Source organism: Microbacterium sp. H6 (genome assembly GCF_003314775.1).
In the GTDB taxonomy this organism is placed as follows: Bacteria; Actinomycetota; Actinomycetes; order Actinomycetales; family Microbacteriaceae; genus Microbacterium; species Microbacterium oxydans.
In genome coordinates, this window is sequence record NZ_QOAY01000138.1 from 7,269 (window position 1) to 21,703 (window position 14,435).

Annotated in this window: 20 protein-coding genes and 1 tRNA gene; 5 read left to right on the forward strand and 16 right to left on the reverse strand. The window is 64.3% G+C overall.

Going from position 1 to position 14,435, the window contains the following annotated elements:
- Positions 1-688 (forward strand): META domain-containing protein (locus DSP71_RS08665; RefSeq protein WP_181800696.1); only part of this gene is annotated, 688 nt, incomplete at its 5' end.
- 61 nt (positions 689-749) lie between these two features.
- On the opposite strand, the gene DSP71_RS08670 is transcribed toward DSP71_RS08665, so the two are convergent.
- A tRNA-Met gene (locus tag DSP71_RS08670) sits at positions 750-822 on the reverse strand.
- Between the two features lie 147 nt (positions 823-969).
- Between DSP71_RS08670 and DSP71_RS08675 the strand changes: the two genes are divergently transcribed.
- A complete protein-coding gene (locus DSP71_RS08675; protein ID WP_181800697.1) occupies positions 970-2,217 on the forward strand; it encodes a site-specific integrase in 1,248 nt (415 codons plus the stop codon).
- On the opposite strand, the gene DSP71_RS24625 is transcribed toward DSP71_RS08675, so the two are convergent.
- Positions 2,165-2,392, reverse strand: coding sequence for a DUF3263 domain-containing protein (locus DSP71_RS24625; protein ID WP_113680873.1), 228 nt, complete (start codon positions 2,390-2,392; stop codon positions 2,165-2,167). The two genes, DSP71_RS08675 and DSP71_RS24625, sit on opposite strands and share 53 nt — an antisense overlap.
- A gap of 72 nt (positions 2,393-2,464) precedes the next feature.
- Here DSP71_RS24625 and DSP71_RS22125 point away from each other — a divergent pair, with 72 nt between their 5' ends.
- Together DSP71_RS22125 and DSP71_RS22130 are read left to right on the forward strand one after the other, a co-directional pair.
- Positions 2,465-2,608, forward strand: a complete 144-nt coding sequence (locus tag DSP71_RS22125; protein WP_179516170.1) for a hypothetical protein — start codon at positions 2,465-2,467, stop codon at positions 2,606-2,608.
- The gene (locus tag DSP71_RS22130; protein ID WP_179516171.1) at positions 2,598-2,756 is read left to right on the forward strand and encodes a hypothetical protein; all 159 of its coding nucleotides are present in this window, start codon (positions 2,598-2,600) and stop codon (positions 2,754-2,756) included. The genes DSP71_RS22125 and DSP71_RS22130 overlap by 11 nt, the downstream gene beginning before the upstream one ends.
- A gap of 302 nt (positions 2,757-3,058) precedes the next feature.
- On the opposite strand, the gene DSP71_RS08685 is transcribed toward DSP71_RS22130, so the two are convergent.
- The 10 genes from DSP71_RS08685 to DSP71_RS08730 form a co-directional block, all read right to left on the reverse strand.
- Positions 3,059-3,418 (reverse strand): hypothetical protein, encoded by a 360-nt coding sequence (locus DSP71_RS08685; protein ID WP_181800698.1) that lies wholly within the window; start codon positions 3,416-3,418, stop codon positions 3,059-3,061.
- 2 nt (positions 3,419-3,420) lie between these two features.
- Complete coding sequence (locus DSP71_RS08690) at positions 3,421-3,765, reverse strand: hypothetical protein (protein ID WP_113680874.1); 345 nt, start codon at positions 3,763-3,765, stop codon at positions 3,421-3,423.
- Entirely contained in the window at positions 3,762-4,145 is a 384-nt protein-coding gene (locus DSP71_RS08695) for a hypothetical protein (protein WP_113680875.1), read from the reverse strand. The genes DSP71_RS08690 and DSP71_RS08695 overlap by 4 nt, the downstream gene beginning before the upstream one ends.
- Positions 4,145-4,597: a hypothetical protein gene (locus tag DSP71_RS08700; RefSeq protein WP_113680876.1), complete on the reverse strand. Its 453-nt coding sequence runs from the start codon at positions 4,595-4,597 to the stop codon at positions 4,145-4,147. Before DSP71_RS08700 ends, DSP71_RS08695 begins: the two co-directional genes overlap by 1 nt.
- A complete protein-coding gene (locus DSP71_RS08705; protein ID WP_113680877.1) occupies positions 4,597-5,379 on the reverse strand; it encodes a hypothetical protein in 783 nt (260 codons plus the stop codon). The genes DSP71_RS08700 and DSP71_RS08705 overlap by 1 nt, the downstream gene beginning before the upstream one ends.
- Before the next feature lie 8 nt (positions 5,380-5,387).
- Positions 5,388-5,996, reverse strand: coding sequence for a hypothetical protein (locus DSP71_RS08710; protein ID WP_113680878.1), 609 nt, complete (start codon positions 5,994-5,996; stop codon positions 5,388-5,390).
- Positions 5,997-6,059: 63 nt separating this feature from the next.
- A complete protein-coding gene (locus DSP71_RS08715; RefSeq protein ID WP_113680879.1) occupies positions 6,060-6,932 on the reverse strand; it encodes a hypothetical protein in 873 nt (290 codons plus the stop codon).
- A complete protein-coding gene (locus DSP71_RS08720; RefSeq protein ID WP_147251251.1) occupies positions 6,925-7,806 on the reverse strand; it encodes a hypothetical protein in 882 nt (293 codons plus the stop codon). The genes DSP71_RS08715 and DSP71_RS08720 overlap by 8 nt, the downstream gene beginning before the upstream one ends.
- A 218-nt stretch (positions 7,807-8,024) precedes the next feature.
- Entirely contained in the window at positions 8,025-9,161 is a 1,137-nt protein-coding gene (locus DSP71_RS08725; protein ID WP_147251252.1) for a hypothetical protein, read from the reverse strand.
- Between the two features lie 302 nt (positions 9,162-9,463).
- Positions 9,464-12,340, reverse strand: a complete 2,877-nt coding sequence (locus DSP71_RS08730; protein ID WP_113680882.1) for a phage tail tape measure protein — start codon at positions 12,338-12,340, stop codon at positions 9,464-9,466.
- A 43-nt stretch (positions 12,341-12,383) separates the two neighbouring features.
- Here DSP71_RS08730 and DSP71_RS08735 point away from each other — a divergent pair, with 43 nt between their 5' ends.
- Positions 12,384-12,590, forward strand: a complete 207-nt coding sequence (locus DSP71_RS08735; RefSeq protein ID WP_113680883.1) for a hypothetical protein — start codon at positions 12,384-12,386, stop codon at positions 12,588-12,590.
- Here the strand turns inward: DSP71_RS08735 and DSP71_RS22135 are convergent.
- From DSP71_RS22135 to DSP71_RS08755, 4 genes are all read right to left on the reverse strand, one after another.
- Positions 12,587-13,024, reverse strand: a complete 438-nt coding sequence (locus DSP71_RS22135) for a hypothetical protein (RefSeq protein ID WP_179516175.1) — start codon at positions 13,022-13,024, stop codon at positions 12,587-12,589. The two genes, DSP71_RS08735 and DSP71_RS22135, sit on opposite strands and share 4 nt — an antisense overlap.
- The gene (locus DSP71_RS08745; protein WP_113680885.1) at positions 12,946-13,383 is read right to left on the reverse strand and encodes a hypothetical protein; all 438 of its coding nucleotides are present in this window, start codon (positions 13,381-13,383) and stop codon (positions 12,946-12,948) included. The genes DSP71_RS22135 and DSP71_RS08745 overlap by 79 nt, the downstream gene beginning before the upstream one ends.
- On the reverse strand, positions 13,380-13,613 hold the full coding sequence (locus tag DSP71_RS08750; RefSeq protein ID WP_147251254.1) for a hypothetical protein: 234 nt from the start codon (positions 13,611-13,613) through the stop codon (positions 13,380-13,382). The genes DSP71_RS08745 and DSP71_RS08750 overlap by 4 nt, the downstream gene beginning before the upstream one ends.
- An 87-nt stretch (positions 13,614-13,700) precedes the next feature.
- The gene (locus DSP71_RS08755; RefSeq protein WP_113680887.1) at positions 13,701-14,207 is read right to left on the reverse strand and encodes a hypothetical protein; all 507 of its coding nucleotides are present in this window, start codon (positions 14,205-14,207) and stop codon (positions 13,701-13,703) included.
- Positions 14,208-14,435: the final 228 nt, after the last annotated feature.

Consider the following 14,435-nt stretch of genomic DNA (forward strand, 5'->3'; position numbering starts at 1 on the left):
TCGCGACCGTGCGCACCGCTCCGCACTCGCCGTCGCCCTCTGGTTGCTCGTTCCGTTGCTCGTCGTCGCGGCGTACGTCGCGCAGATCCTCGAGTCGTTCAGCGCCGTCGGCTGCGAAGGCGATTGCGACCTGGCAGTCGCTTTCGGCGCCCGCGCCGTCTTCCCGTGGGCGGTCGCTGCCTCGGTCATCGCGGCGATCGTGGCCGCGTTCACGCTCCGGCATCGGAGAAAGCCCGCCTACTGGGCTCCCCTGCTCGGCGTGGTCCTCGTGCTGGTGTCGGCCATCACCACCAGCGCCGTCTTCCAAGCCGGGCTCGCCCCCATGTACGCGCGCAACGACAGGATCGCGAACGGTGAGGTTCCCGCCGAGACGACTCCGCCACTCCCCGACCCCGTCGGGGGCTGGGAGGCGAGCGTCGACGGAGCGACGTTCTTGTCGTTCAGTCCCGACGGGACCGTCACGGGCAGCGACGGGTGCAACGATCTGAGCGGCCGCTGGTCGCAGGATTCGGCGGGAAGGATCGAGCTGGAGACGCTCCTCCCCCAGACGGAGAACGCCTGCGACGGCATCGACGCATGGCTCGGCCGAGGGCGATCCGCGGACATCATCGACGGCTACATGTACGTCAACGGCGAGGCTGATTCGCCGATCGGTGGGCTCCAACCGGCGCGCCAGTCCCGCGACTGAGCTTCGACGCGCTGCCCCCGTGAACGACGAAACCCCCGGGAATCCGGGGGTTTTCATCTGTAGCAGGAGCGGGGCTTGAACCCGCGACCTCACGATTATGAGTCGTGTGGAATCTGTCGATTTCGACTTGCTTTCCGGCGAAATCTACGTATATGGTGGCTTTAACGGCAGTCAGCAACCGCTAGCCGCCGTTACCGATGGGTACACCACCGGGTACACCGACCTTGGCCGGAAGGGAACAGCTGTGACGTACGTCGTAAGCAAGAGAAGAAGACCCTCGGGTGTTGCCCGAGCACGCGGAACTCAATCACCACGAAAGGGCAACCATGCGAGGCAAAGGCGAAGGCTCGATCTTCAAAGACAGTCGAGGGCTCTGGACCGGAGTGATCGAACTCCCGTCGCTCAACGGCGAGCGGCGTCGCAAGAAGATCCGGCGCAAGAACAAGGCCGATCTTCTCCAAGCGATGAATGAAGCGAAGGCTGAGCTAGAACGCCTCGGCGACCTGCCCACCAAGAACCAGACCGTGGAGCAGTGGTTCCTCTACTGGCTCAAGCAGGTTGCCAAAGAGATCCGCCCCAACACGTTGGACGGATACCGTCGCACGGTTCAGAACCACATCATCCCGGCAATCGGGAAGGTGAAGCTCGACAAGCTGACAGCGACGCACATTCGCCGCGTCCACGACTCCATCATCTTGAAGGGGCTGTCGTCAACCACCGCTCTCCTTGCCCACCGCACGATGTCCGTCTCTCTAAAGATGGCCGTCCGGGAAGGCCGGATCGGACGGAATCCGGCCGCACTGACCGCGCCTCCACGAAAGGCGCGCTCCACACTCGAGGCGCTCACGTTGGCCGAGGCTCTGGCGTTCATGAAGTACGCGCTCGACGACCAGCCGGCGTACCGCCCGCAAGGCGCATTGTGGGCCACCGCCCTCCTTACCGGCGCTCGGCGCGGGGAAGTGCTTGGGCTCGAGCGGGACCGGATCACCGACGTCCTCGATCTGTCCTGGCAGCTATTGCGCTTGCCACTCTCGGACACCGATGGGCGCCCAGACGTGCCGGTCGACTATGAGTACCGGCACCTCACCGGTGGGCTCTACCTCACGCGCCCCAAGTCCTCGAAGTCGTGGCGCGTCATCCCCTTGATGGATCCGCTCAAGACCATCCTGGAACGCCACATGAACGAGACCCCAGAGAACGAATGGGGGCTCATGTTCACGAAGAACGGACGCCCGATCGGCCCTGACCAGGCATCACGCGACTGGCGAACCGCTCTGGCTGAGGCTGGCCTGGAGAAGAACGTACGCCTTCACGACGTTCGCCACACGACTGTCGATCTGCTCTACGCGGCGGGAATTCCAGAGGACATCATCATGACCATCGTGGGGCACTCCACACGCGCCACGACTCGCGGCTATCAGTCAGCGCAGAACCGGGACAGGCTCACCGCGGCGTACGCCCAGTTCTCCGCGTTGTTCACGCCGCCCGCTTCGCCCGATCGTCAGCTCGACGCTCCGCCCGCTGCCTGACCATGCGCGCTGTCGTGGGGTCGGCAGCGATCCCCTCGACGGATTGTGCAGCTCTGGCAAGGAGCACGTAGTACCTGACCTCTGTGATTCCGAGCTCGTGGCGGATGCGTGATGTCTTGGTGGGGGTGTGGCGCGGGTGTTGGGCCTCGAAGGCGAGTAGGTCGGTGGGCGTCATGGGGTGGAGTTTGCCGTGAACCTCTGACGTTGAATGGTTGCGCGGTGTATATACACCCGGTACGATGGATGCATGTCAAGTCTCAACGCTCAGCAGCAGCAAGCCATGGATGACTACTTCCGGTGTGCCGCAATCGAGATCGGCGAAGCTGCCCACGAGGCATCCAAAGGAATAGCCGACGCGATTGCCAGCTTCGAATCATCTCGTGGCGAATAAGCCGAAGACGCCTCACATGTCGTTCAGGATCGACGGTGACCTGAAACGTGACGTACTGCACCTAGCCAAGATCAATGGCGAGTCAGCGTCCGACATCGTGCGGCGGGCGTTCGAGAACTACCGCAACGAGTACAAGGATTTACTATGAGCGTATCTGCGGACGCCGCTCGTGCTATGCGCATGGGCATCAACCTGGGTCGCTTGATTGCCGTGGAAGTCGCGATGGACCGTCTTGCTTCTGATCCCATGGCTGCCTTCAGCACCTCCCACCCGGCAGGTGCGGTGAACGTCGCCGTGGACGATGCGGACATGAGTGACACGATCACCCATGCCCCCACCGGCACGTCAGCGATGCTCACCGCGGGACTCAGAGAGTCATTCACACGGGTGTACGCGGTTCCCAGCACTGCGGCATCAGCCATGACTACCTCCGATGCCCAGAAAGATCGATCAGCCGACCGAAGTGACGTTGACCGTGGGAACCACGTTCACCACCGTCTGACCGGGAAGCGCCCCAGTCGGAGACGAGAGCGCAAACCCGCCCACGAACGTGCCACCAGTGGCGGCCGTCCAGATGCCCCCGTGCGAGTAGTTGCCGCTGGCGACATCGACGGCCACGCTGGAGCCGGACACCACGCCGTCGACAGCACCACCGGCCCACGCGGTCTGCTTCCGTGCGTATGCGGGAGTGCCCCCGGTGGCCTCCGATGCGCCCGTGACGCCCGGGTCGGCCGTGTGGAGGCTGATCCAGTTGCCGCGTGCGGTGACGGCGAGTGCCGCCGCTTCCTTCGAGTCGTTCGTGAACGCCATGATCAACCTCGCTTCCGGTCGCGGCGGAGCGTGACTCGCTGGACGGCCATCTCGACGGAGGCCTCAGCTTCGGGCGCGTCCAGCACGGCCTGGCGCACCAGCGTCACGTCGGCGTAGTCCTTCGGGATCCCGTTCGACACGATCGAGAGCGCGGACGCGGCACCAGCGAGAACCGCCGTGGCGACCGCGCCAGCCGCGGCGAGGCCGATGCCGAGAAGCGCGTCACCAGTCGTGGGGATCGCGATCGCTGCGATCGGGATCACCGATGCGAGGGACTGGGTAGCGGTGCGGATGAATCCGCGCTTCGCGGCGAGCTTCGTCGCAGCGGGGATGATGGGGTCAGTCATGATGTGGGATCTCCTTCGGGACGGGGGTGGTGCTTGCGCAGCCATGTGGGAGGAATGGTGTCTTCGATCAGCGCGATGTCGGACGGATCAAGGTCGGGACCGTGGTCTGTCGGCCACTGGCGAGCGATAGCGCGCAGGATGCGAGCGAATGCGGACGACTTGAGACGGTCCTTCTCGGTGAGCGTCGCGACATCCGTCTTGAGAGCCGTGATCTCTGTCCATGCACCCTCGAGCTGCTCACTCACCCGCTTATCGATTCGCGCATCGAGCGCGGTCTTCGCATCAGTCTTGGTCTTGCCACGCGTGGCGAGGAAGGTGAGGACAACGCCCATCCCGCCCACGCCAGCGCCGATGATGGTGATGATCGTTTGCGGGTCCATCAGGCGCCCTCCTCTCGCCGTTCCTTGATCTCCTCACCGAGCAGGGTGAGCCGGAAGATCGGGAGCGGCAGAGCGAGGACAATGATGAACGCGACGAAACCGGCAGACGCGGCGGGATTGGCCCGGAACAGCACCACGGCAGCGGCGTAAGCAGCGAGAAGCGCTACCAACAGCGCTTTGCCGCAGATCTCCCACCGCCACAAGCGCGGAAATGCGACGCCCAGCAAGCAGGTCGTGGCAACGATCGCGAGCAGCGTCCCCATGGTGTCGATCACCGGTTCATCGAAGAGCTCGTGCAACACGGGAGAGCCGAAGAGCGCCGCCCAGATCCCCGCACCGATCGCGATCAGGTCGTACACCGGCAACCAGACGCGCTTCAGTGACCGGTACTTCCACTCATCTGGTGGAATCGCGTCGGGGTGCCAGATCGACGCGAGCCATACCCTCCGCATCATCCCTCGACGGCCGGCACGGAGGCGGCAGTCTTCTGTAGGCCAGCGATGGTCTGAGCGAGCTGGGATGTGTCGATCTTCTGCTCCACAGCCCGCGACCAGTACCGGCCCCCGACAGCTCCCGAGATGTCGTAGGCGAGACCACGCATGCACGCGTCGAGCGCCGACCACGGCACCCCGAAGGTCTTCAGAGCGGTCGTCAGTCCCGCGTCGTCGAGCTCGAGGTACTTCTGATCGGGGTTGTGGATGATCGCGGCGTTGATCGCGTCCACAGGGACATCCTGGTGGGAGACCTTCTCCTCACCGAAGGTGAAGACGTGCTTGCCGTTCCAGCGGATGGTGCGCATGGCGGGTTCCTCCAGGGTCGTGATGGCCGCTGCGGTCGTCTTGCCGCCAGCGGGTGCCGGGTCGTTGCGGTGCTTGTCGCGCTCCGGGAAGTACTCGAAGTGCCACGGTTCGACGAGCGTTCGGCGACCGTTGACCGTGCGGTAGACGGTCTGAAACCACCCGTGCTCGTTCATCAGGGCGACGTTGCGCTCGTCGGTGTCCTTCGCACGCCCCTTCTGGTGCACGCTCGGGGTGTCCGGGTGCAGCGCGATCGGCTTCCCGTACCTCAGGAATGTGAGCCAGTGCGCGTTCTGTTGCTCCCACGATCGACCGGCCTCGGTGATCTGCTGCGGATGCCCGAGAGCTCGATCGATCCGCGCCTGACTCTTCGCCGCTTCGGTCTCGAGCCACCCACGTCCGTGACCGATGTCCGTCTTGCTCAATGTGCCGCCCATGTCGACTCCTAGAACTCGAATCGGCCGGTGCCGAAGAAGGCGTGGTTGGCGACACCGCCAGCGGTCGTCATGGTGCCGTTGACGACCATCGACTGGAAGAAGATGCTTCCGTCTGAGCCGACGTACCAGCGGGACGCGCCGAGGTTCCCGCCGACACCGATCGTCCCGGAGCCCAGGGGGGCGTTGCCGGGTGGGCGCACACCTGCGGGCAGGACTCCGACGACGACTGCGGCGCCGGCGTTCACAGCGAGGTTGGATCCTGTGCGGGTGACCTCGAACGCGGAGATCTCCGCACCGCCCGGTGTGAGCCGGTAGCGGATCGCGCCGCTGCTAACCGCCCACCCGGATGCAGGAGTCAGGGTCACCCAGTCGGTTCCGGGCGCTGCGAGCACCCAGGCTGCGTCCTTCGACCGATAGATGCGCCCGGTGTCCGTCTCCACCCACAGCATGCCGTTGCGGTGCTTCGCGGCGGGCAGAGTTTGACGTTCCGTGCTCGAGCCCACTCGCACGTTGGCGAACGACGCCGCGAAGTCGGCGATCGCTTGCAGGTCGACCACGGTCTGGGTGGGTGTCGGGGAGACAACCGGCTTGCCGTAAGCATCAAGGGTGTAGCCCATGAGCTACCTCGTTTCTGTTGGCGCGCGGCTGAGCTCACGCGAGAGTCGTAGGAAGAGGGAGGCTCAACGCCACTTGATGCGCAGCGCGCCAGAGAGGCCGTCTTGAGCGAGGGAAGCGAACTTCGAATACCCGCCCTGGTTGAGCCCCACACCGTAGAAGGAGCCCCCCGCGATGAGCGCGGCGAACCATGCATTGTTCGGTACCAGGTTCCACCCGTTCGGCGGATCCCAGGGGAACAGGCTCCCCATCGCGGGAACGCCCGCCTTCCCCGGTGAGGTGTGGAGCGCGAAATTCGGCGAGGAGCCCTGGTCCTGCACCCGGTTGATGAACATCTCCATCGACACGAGCTGAGAACCGGCAGGGATCGTGTCCTTGATCTGCGTGCCGTAGAACCATGCCCCATATGTCGAGTTCGACGCCCACGGCTGCGCCGTCCACCATCGCGTCGCTCCCCTGTCGGTGGAGCCTGCGTCGATGGCTCGGAAGGTGGCTTCCTTCACCGTCACCCCGCCCCCGCCAGGGGTGGGAGGAGGCGTCGGGGACGCCGGTTGAACCGACAGCGCACCAAGGCACACCGGCCCGGGCCACGAGATCCCGACCGTCTGCCCCGAGGTGGGAGCCGTGCCGACCGAAGGCATCGAGAACTCGCCGAAGTCGGTCGTCACATTCACGACCCCGGAACCGACCGTCGTCACAACCCCCACTCCCGGCCGGCCCGTCGTGGGACCGAGCAGAAACCAGGAACCATCGACCGACCACACGTGGACGGGTTCGTTCACGGACGGCACGTAGGCGGTGAGGAACGCGGCGGGGAATCGGGACTGGTCGATGTCGATGAGCGCTTGACCGGCGGAGATGCCCGCGAAGGTTCCCACGCGGGTGATGACCTTCGACTTCTTCGCGATCAGGTCGAGGAGGCGGTCGGTGTCATTCATCCGCCACCTCCACAGTGAGCCGCGTGGCCTCATCACTGTGAGACACCTTCAGCACCCGAACTCGCGACCCTTCGAAGCGCAACACGTCACCGACCTCGCGCAGCGGGTTGAAGCGCTCCGTGACTTCCCTGGTGACCCCACGCACACGCGATACGCGCGGAAGCAGTTCGGCCGCGTAGTCGTAGCACTGCTTCGTGGTGGTGAGGAGATCCGACGAGTACGTGTAGGTGGCGACGCCGAAGGGTGATGCGGAACCGTCAGCGTTCCCGACCCGCAGGAAGCCATCCGTCACGCTGGCGACACCATAGACCGGCTCGCCGGTCGGGCTCTTGCCCTTCACGACAACCCGGTTGTACGTCTTCTCAGCCGTCAGCGTGCGCGGTGCGGACACGTAACCGGTCAGGTCATCGACAGGTTCGGGCCATGCCTTCGGGCGGGCTGTCAGTACACCGGAGGCGTTCAGCGCCGGCCATGCGCCGAGCCTGTCGAACAACTTCGATACTGCGGCATCCTTCTGCTCATCGTGTGCGACCGGGGTCGCGATCGTGGCATCCGCGACGTTGCGCACGAGCGGCAGACCCGTGATCGCTTGAATCTCGCCCCATACCGACGTGGACGCCGACTGGGTGGGCACCGCGAATCGGTCGCGGATGACGCGCTGCAGTCCATCCTTGAGGTTCAGCTCGAACGACTCGCCGGGGTGGATGACTCGGCCCGTCCACGGCATCTGCGACTCGACCGACGTCGGCACGGAGTCGATGACGAACCGACCCATCGCGATGCGTTCCGTGAACTCCCCCGCTCCCACCAGACAGTCGATCTGGAGTTCGGACCCGAAGGGCGAGAACCAGTCCCCCACCTGTTTCGGAATCATCGACGTCGCATGGTCATCCGCCCACACCACGGTGCAGGAGCCAGACCCTGCGACGAACTGGTTCCCGTCCCAAGACAGGTCCACGTCGGAGATATCCAGGTTCGCCAGCCGACGCTGACCGTCATACATCAGGTCAGCGACCCAGACGCGCGAGAAACCACCGCTGCGAATGAGATCGAGGGTGCGGGCTGAAACATCACGCATCCCGCACCCCCGTTTCACCCAGCAAGCCCCGCCAGGGAGTAGTCGCGATCCTGTGCGTCATACGACGCATAGGCGGCATCTCGAGCCGTGTACGACGCATACCCCGCGTCGAGGTCGGCGTAGGACAGTGTTGCGATCACGAGCGCCGGCGCAGGCGGGTTCACTTCATCGACCGTGGTCGTGAATCCCAGAACATCGCCGCCGTAGCCTGACCTGTCGACTTCTGAAAGGAACGGGACGTGGCAGAAGAACACGGAAGGCCAGCGCCCCGATGTAGATCGGATCAGCCAGATGGGCAACTGCGGGGTCTCGTAGGTGCCCAACGTTGCGTGCAGCGTCTCGAGGTCAGCATCCGCGACCTCGAACACCACGGGGACTCCCTGCAGCGAGCGACGGGGACCGAAGCCCACGTAGTCGGGTGTTGCCTCTCCCGAGGAGAAGACCAGGCCACCCGGTGTTGCTCGCGTGAGCTCTGGCGCCGTGCCCCAGTTCAGTTGAACCTTGACCGCCAGGGACGGATCCAGCGGTTGCTGGATGACAGTCCCCCCAGTCCATCCGATTGTCGACGACCCGATCGCGACTCGTCCCAGCGGGGTGCTACCCGCCCAGCATTCCGCCTCGTAGGAGAACGATCCCCGAAGGGGCGGCTCATAGTCGATCAGGGACAGTGAGCCCGTACCCGCCGACTCGATCGAGGCGCTCGCGTTCACCGCGCCCAACCATGACGGCGCGTACCCCAGGTAGGGCGTGGACGAACCGGAGAACCACCGACCGACACTGTTGGCCGACTCGGTGAGGAACCCTGTGACGTCCAGTCGTGCACCCACGGGGACTGTGCCCGTGATGCGGAAGATCGGCACTGCGCGCACTGCGCCGGCAAGCCGCGGGACAGAGAAGCCCACACGGTTCCACCCGCTACCGATGGAACCAGTCGCAACATCCGAGGTGCCCAGAAGAACGTTGGATGAGTTGTACTGCTGGATGTAGACCCGTCCGATGGGATCCGAGATCGACGACGGGCGAACCCAAGCCGAAGCCGCGATGTCCGGGCCCAACGGGGTCTTCAGGACGTTGTTTGTCGCCGTGCCGCGCACATCCAGGTAGGTCGATGCGGCTGTCGCTTCGACACGCACGAACGTGTCGATCCCCATCCCGCCAACGTTCATCCCCAGCGTTGAGGTGGCCGTGAACGTCGGTGAACCTGCCCCCGATTGTGACGCCGAATGGGATGACGTCGAGGTGCCGGCGGGGTCGACGTCAACGTTCCGTCGAACCTCCAGAGGAGGCCCGCCCGCGAACGCACGGTCGACCCCGCCGCGCACCTTGATCTCACGCCCATCGGCGATACGCCATAGGGTCACCCGGTTGGTACCCGCGAGCACATCAGCCGACTCGATCACCATCTCGACGCGAGGCACCGGGGTCATATCCGACAAAGGAGTGAGAACAACCGTCATGCCGACACCTGCCCTCCGCTGTACGCAACAGCATCCGTCTTGGCCTTCGCAACGATCTGTTCTTGGACGATCGCCCGCACCGGATTCCCGTCGACCAACAACGTGAACTCAGCCCCAGCAAGAGATACCTGAATGGGGGCAGAAGACGACGGGCGCTGCGACTGGGTGAAGCCCATTCGATCTCCGAAGGTCTGCCAGATTCCGTGAGTGCGGTCCCTGTACTTCGGGTCAGTCGTCCCGTACATCTCGTCGTAGCCAGCTTCAGCCATGACACGGTGCTCGATCCCACCAGGCGTGGCCGGATAGATCCCAGGCAGGAAATCACCCGCCGCGAACTTCTTCACGCCGCCCTGGTAGTAGCCGCCAGTGGCGTTCGGAGTCACGTCGAACTTGCCGACCGAGAAAGACTCGAGGGTGATCCGCTTGTACCCGGGAATCGCGTCGAGGCGCGCCTTTACCTCAGCCAGCTTCGCAGCGGCCTGTTCGGCTTCGACTCGGTACTTCGTCTCGCGGTTCTCGGGCAAGTTCAGCCACGCCTGATAGACGTTCCCAAGCGCCGACGTGACCTGTGAGGCAGATCCGAGGTTCTTGTCAGCCCACGCTGTCGCCGTGGCGATGTCCTCACCCTTCGCGACACGCATCTCGATGACCTTCTGCCGGCCCTTCTCCCACTCCTCCGTTGCCGCTGCGAGAGTCCCACCGTTGTTGATGATCGCCGTAGCGGAATCGAGGTGCGACTGCTCCACCTCACGCATGGCATCACGCAGACGGATCGAGGCGTCGTTGGTCCCGTCGAGGACCGCCCCCTCCTCTTCGGCAGCCTTGGCAAGCGAGTTCAGCGACGACAGAGCGCGATCGCTCGCGTCCCCCATCGACATCGCCGCATCGCCAACATCAGTCAACGCGGTAGCGGTGCCGCGAAGCGCCTCGTCCGCCTCTGTCGCCTCTGTCTTCATCTCTGCAAGCGCGGCCTCAGCCTCAGCAGTAGACCCCGGAAGCTCGCCCATCGCGAGCTGCAGGAACTCCGTGCTGTCCGCAGCGATGCCTTGCCCTGCCGCCAGCTTCAAAATCTCGTCACGATACGCGGGCATCTCATTGAGCAGCTGTCGTGTCTGCTCGGCGGTGAGCTTGTTCTCATCCCGCAGCGCGCGGAAAGCGAGCTGCGCCTTGGGGAGATCGCTCGAGGCCATCTCCGAGAGAGCTCCGCCGTAGCGCTTGAGCGAGTCGTAGGCACCACGCTGAGAAACGGTGGTGGAAAGTGCATCCGCCCAGTTCTTCTGAGCATCGATCGCGTGGTCGAGCAGCCCAGGAAGATCCTTCAGTTCTTCGGCGTAGTCCCCGGACATGAAAGTCTCGAGCGATCCTCGCTCAAAGGCTGCGTTCAGGCTCTCTGCCGCGCTGGCAGACGTCTTGATCGCGTTGAGGATGTCCGCCTGAGCAGGCACGCCATCCTCGATCTGCTTGTTGAACAGTGCGACAGCCGCCGTAGCCGCGAAGAGCGCAACGCCCCACGGGCCACCCAGGAACGAGGAGAGGCCGCCCAAACCAGAACGCACCGCGCTGGTAACACTCGGGAGGGACTGCATCGCGACCTTGAACGCCACAACCTTCGGGATCGCAACCAGGGCCGCGCCCCCGATGAGAGCCGTGACGCCGACGACCCCGGTAAGCACACCGATGATGCCCTGAACGGGCTCGGGAATGTCTGCGAGGAAGCTCGCGAACTCCTTCAGCCCGCCCGCTGCTTCCGCGACCGCAGGCAGGAACACCGAGCCGAATGAGATCGCCGCGTCGTTGACTGCGTTCCCCGCGATCTGCATCTGCGATTCGACGGTGTTGTACCGCTTCTCCGCCTCAGTGAGCAGCGCGTTGTTCTTCTCGAACTCGCTGTTGCCCATGCCCATCGCGCCGGCGAACATGTCCGCTGCCGAGGCAGATCGCAGGAGCGCGTCGCGCATCCTGACTTCGGTGATACCGAGCTCCGACAGGACACCGAGAGTCGATGAACCCTGTGACTCTGCGTCCGACAGCCCCTTCACGAACAGCGACAGGGCCGCAGCCGGGTCAGACTTCCACTTCGCGGCGAACTCATCCGCTGACGTCCCCGCTGTCTTGGCGAACAGCTCGAGGCGTGAGCCTCCCTCCTCCACGGAGGCGGCGATGTCGATCATCACCTTGGACATGGCGGATCCGCCAGCCTCAGCCTCGATACCTACAGAAGAGAGCGCAGTGGAAAGTCCGAGAACCTGACCCTCAGTGAGCCCAACCTGCTTGCCGGCACCAGCGAGACGCATGGCCATTTCCATGATCTCGGCCTCGGTCGTGGCGTAGTTGTTGCCCAGACCGACAATGGCCGAACCGAGCTTGTCGACGTCACCCTGAGCCGTGCCCATGATGTTCATGAACCGGGCGAGCGAAGTGGCCGCGTCATTCGCTGACAGGTTGGTCGTCTCGCCGAGGTCGATCATCGTCCGTGTGAAGGCGACGACGTTCTCAGTCTTGATGCCGAGCTGTCCAGCAGCTTCGGCAACCGCGGCGATCTCGTCGTGCGAAGCGGGGAGCACAGAGGTCAGGCCGCGAAGCCCATCCTCTACTGCAGCCAGCTGCGCGGGCGTACCCTCCACAGTCTTGGTGACGCCAGCCCAGGCAGATTCCCAGCCGATCGCGGCCTTGATCGAGAGCGCCGTCATCGCGGTCATCGCTGTACCGACACCCAGGGCGACCGTTCCTAGCTGGTTGAACGCCTCGCGCTTCTGCGCAAGCTGCTCGGAGGCAGTCCCGACCTTGCGAGTCTCGCTTGCGGCTTCCTCCATGCCGCGCTTGAAATCCGCAACCTCAGCAAGCAACCGAACCTTGACGACGCGATCGGCCATACGAACACCCCCATGGCTCGCGACGAACCGCTACCATCAGGGAATGAGCACAAAACTCGGTGGCGCGCGGTTCACCTTCGCGGTGTACGTCCTCTTTGGCGCGCTCGCACTTCTGTGCATCCCTGTCGCAGTCGTCTTCTTCTTCTTCGCCCCGATGGGCGGATTCGTGTTTCTGATCGCGGCAGGAATCCTCTGGGCGCTGTCAGCCTCAGTCGGACGGTCCTACAAGGAGCTCGTCGGCAAGAATTAGTCGTCGAGTTCGACGCGGAAGCTGAGGTAGCGAAGCATCTTCTCGCCGTACTTCTTCTCGGCGGCTTCCATCCCTTCAACGCGCGCTTTCAAAGCGAAATCGGTGACAGGATCGCTCAGCTTGAAGCGACCCATGTTCTTCTTGTCCGTGGCGTCGGACATCTTCCAGCCGGTGCTGCTGCGTGGCTCATTTGCTGCTCGACGGGCGCCGAGAAGCGCCCCCACCTCGTACGGCGTGAAACGCGCCTCGGCGAAGGACACGGACAGCAGTGTCCCATCCGGGCTGTAGGTGCGCGTCTCGGTGGCGTGGCCCTGCAGTTCCCGCACTGTGACGCCGAGCTCCAGCGCGAGTTGGGCTAGCTCTGCGGCGAGCCCGTCCGTGCTTTTCCCGCCGTCTTCAACGCCTCCTGGTACCAGGAATCGTGGATCATCCACAGAGCGAAGGCGAGGTTCTCGCGGTCCTGGCGGGAGAGAGTGTCATACACCTCAGGCCATCGGTAGACCGTCTCACCATCCGCGTTCGTCGCGAGGAGATCGTCTGACTCGTCACCGTCGACCAGGACGACGCCCTGGTACTCGCGGACAGCGGAGTCAAGGTTGGTGGCCGCGTTCAGGTCCAGGCGGACTGCCTCGCGCGGAGGATGCAACAGTGTGTAGGCGCGCCAGTCGTCATCAGACATCGCGGTCATCTTCACGCCGATCTGCGCGTCGTTGAAGATCACCGGCTGCACGACCGTCTCGCGCTTCTCGGCTCGCGCGCGTGCTTTCGCGATCCCCGCGTCGATATCGATCATTCAGAGACCTCCGTTGCAAGCCGAGCTTCGAGCTCGTCGACCTTCGCAGCCCACTTCTCGCGGCCGTCTTTGAGTCCGCCGAGACGGGCGGAAAGATCGCGTCCGCGAGGTGTGCGGCGGGCTTCGCGGTTCATCGCCGCGTACTCGTCGAGCTGTGCGATGAACTGCGCCAGCAACAGCCGAGCCGTGGTCAGCTGCGCCTTCACTGGGCGCTCAGTTGCGACATCCATGAGACCTATTCCTCACCATCCTCACCAGAAGAGAGATGACCCGGGGGTGGAGCCTGGTGAGGGAAACCCCACCCCCGGAGCTTGGGGCTACGCGACGACAGCGACTTCCTGCTCGACGCGACCCGTGATCGACGGCATGGTCTGCTTGTGCGCGTCCGTGTTCGCCGTCGCCGGCACATCGACCGACGTTGCGGTGCGGATCGGCACCACGTCGTTGATCTTGTCGCCCGCCGCGAACGTGTGACCGGACTCGTAGCCGAGCGCGTGGACGATGTACCCGGCGACACCCTTCGTGCCGAGGATCGTCTCGACCTCGGTCGGCGTCTCGCGGTTGTAGACGTAGAGCAGCGTCAGCTTGTACTTCTTCGTGCCCTCAGATGAGAGCTCCTGCTCGAGCGTGTAACGCGTCGAGGTGCGCTCGTTGATGGTCGTCTCGAGCGCGTATCCGGTCGGGCCGTAAAGCCCGTACGTGATCGGGGTGCCGGCCGCGAGCTCCGCGACGGTCGGCTTCGACGGGTCTGCGATCGTGGTGCAGTGCAGCACCACGCCCATCCCGTCGTAGCCGAAAGACTCCTGCACTTCCTCGGTTGCCATTAGTTCTCCTCAGGGGTAAGCCCCTCGGAGGGGGCGTTCGAATCCTCACCAGGACTGGTCGCCTGCTTCTTCGCAGACTTCGCACGCTTGGGACGTGCGGAACTCTTCACCGGCACCGTGCCGGGAAAGTGAGAAGCCGGTCGCTGTGTAGCAACCGGCTCCGAATCGATGACCTTGTATCGGTCTGGGTGACGTTCAACCCATGACTGGGGAACGTCCACCTCATGT

What these genes read in the sequence shown, in the direction of transcription:
- DSP71_RS22125 (WP_179516170.1), top strand. Translation starts at nt 2,465, where the DNA reads ATGTCAAGTCTCAACGCTCAGCAGCAGCAAGCCATGGATGACTACTTC.
- DSP71_RS08695 (WP_113680875.1), bottom strand. Translation starts at nt 4,145, where the DNA reads ATGGACCCGCAAACGATCATCACCATCATCGGCGCTGGCGTGGGCGGG.
- DSP71_RS08720 (WP_147251251.1), bottom strand. Translation starts at nt 7,806, where the DNA reads ATGATTCCGAAACAGGTGGGGGACTGGTTCTCGCCCTTCGGGTCCGAA.
- DSP71_RS08755 (WP_113680887.1), bottom strand. Translation starts at nt 14,207, where the DNA reads ATGGCAACCGAGGAAGTGCAGGAGTCTTTCGGCTACGACGGGATGGGC.
- DSP71_RS08725 (WP_147251252.1), bottom strand. Translation starts at nt 9,161, where the DNA reads ATGGGGATCGACACGTTCGTGCGTGTCGAAGCGACAGCCGCATCGACC.
- DSP71_RS08700 (WP_113680876.1), bottom strand. Translation starts at nt 4,597, where the DNA reads ATGCGGAGGGTATGGCTCGCGTCGATCTGGCACCCCGACGCGATTCCA.
- DSP71_RS08730 (WP_113680882.1), bottom strand. Translation starts at nt 12,340, where the DNA reads ATGGCCGATCGCGTCGTCAAGGTTCGGTTGCTTGCTGAGGTTGCGGAT.
- DSP71_RS08745 (WP_113680885.1), bottom strand. Translation starts at nt 13,383, where the DNA reads ATGATCGATATCGACGCGGGGATCGCGAAAGCACGCGCGCGAGCCGAG.
- DSP71_RS08715 (WP_113680879.1), bottom strand. Translation starts at nt 6,932, where the DNA reads ATGAATGACACCGACCGCCTCCTCGACCTGATCGCGAAGAAGTCGAAG.
- DSP71_RS08690 (WP_113680874.1), bottom strand. Translation starts at nt 3,765, where the DNA reads ATGACTGACCCCATCATCCCCGCTGCGACGAAGCTCGCCGCGAAGCGC.
- DSP71_RS08705 (WP_113680877.1), bottom strand. Translation starts at nt 5,379, where the DNA reads ATGGGCGGCACATTGAGCAAGACGGACATCGGTCACGGACGTGGGTGG.
- DSP71_RS08685 (WP_181800698.1), bottom strand. Translation starts at nt 3,418, where the DNA reads ATGGCGTTCACGAACGACTCGAAGGAAGCGGCGGCACTCGCCGTCACC.
- DSP71_RS08735 (WP_113680883.1), top strand. Translation starts at nt 12,384, where the DNA reads ATGAGCACAAAACTCGGTGGCGCGCGGTTCACCTTCGCGGTGTACGTC.
- DSP71_RS08750 (WP_147251254.1), bottom strand. Translation starts at nt 13,613, where the DNA reads ATGGATGTCGCAACTGAGCGCCCAGTGAAGGCGCAGCTGACCACGGCT.
- DSP71_RS24625 (WP_113680873.1), bottom strand. Translation starts at nt 2,392, where the DNA reads ATGACGCCCACCGACCTACTCGCCTTCGAGGCCCAACACCCGCGCCAC.
- DSP71_RS08710 (WP_113680878.1), bottom strand. Translation starts at nt 5,996, where the DNA reads ATGGGCTACACCCTTGATGCTTACGGCAAGCCGGTTGTCTCCCCGACA.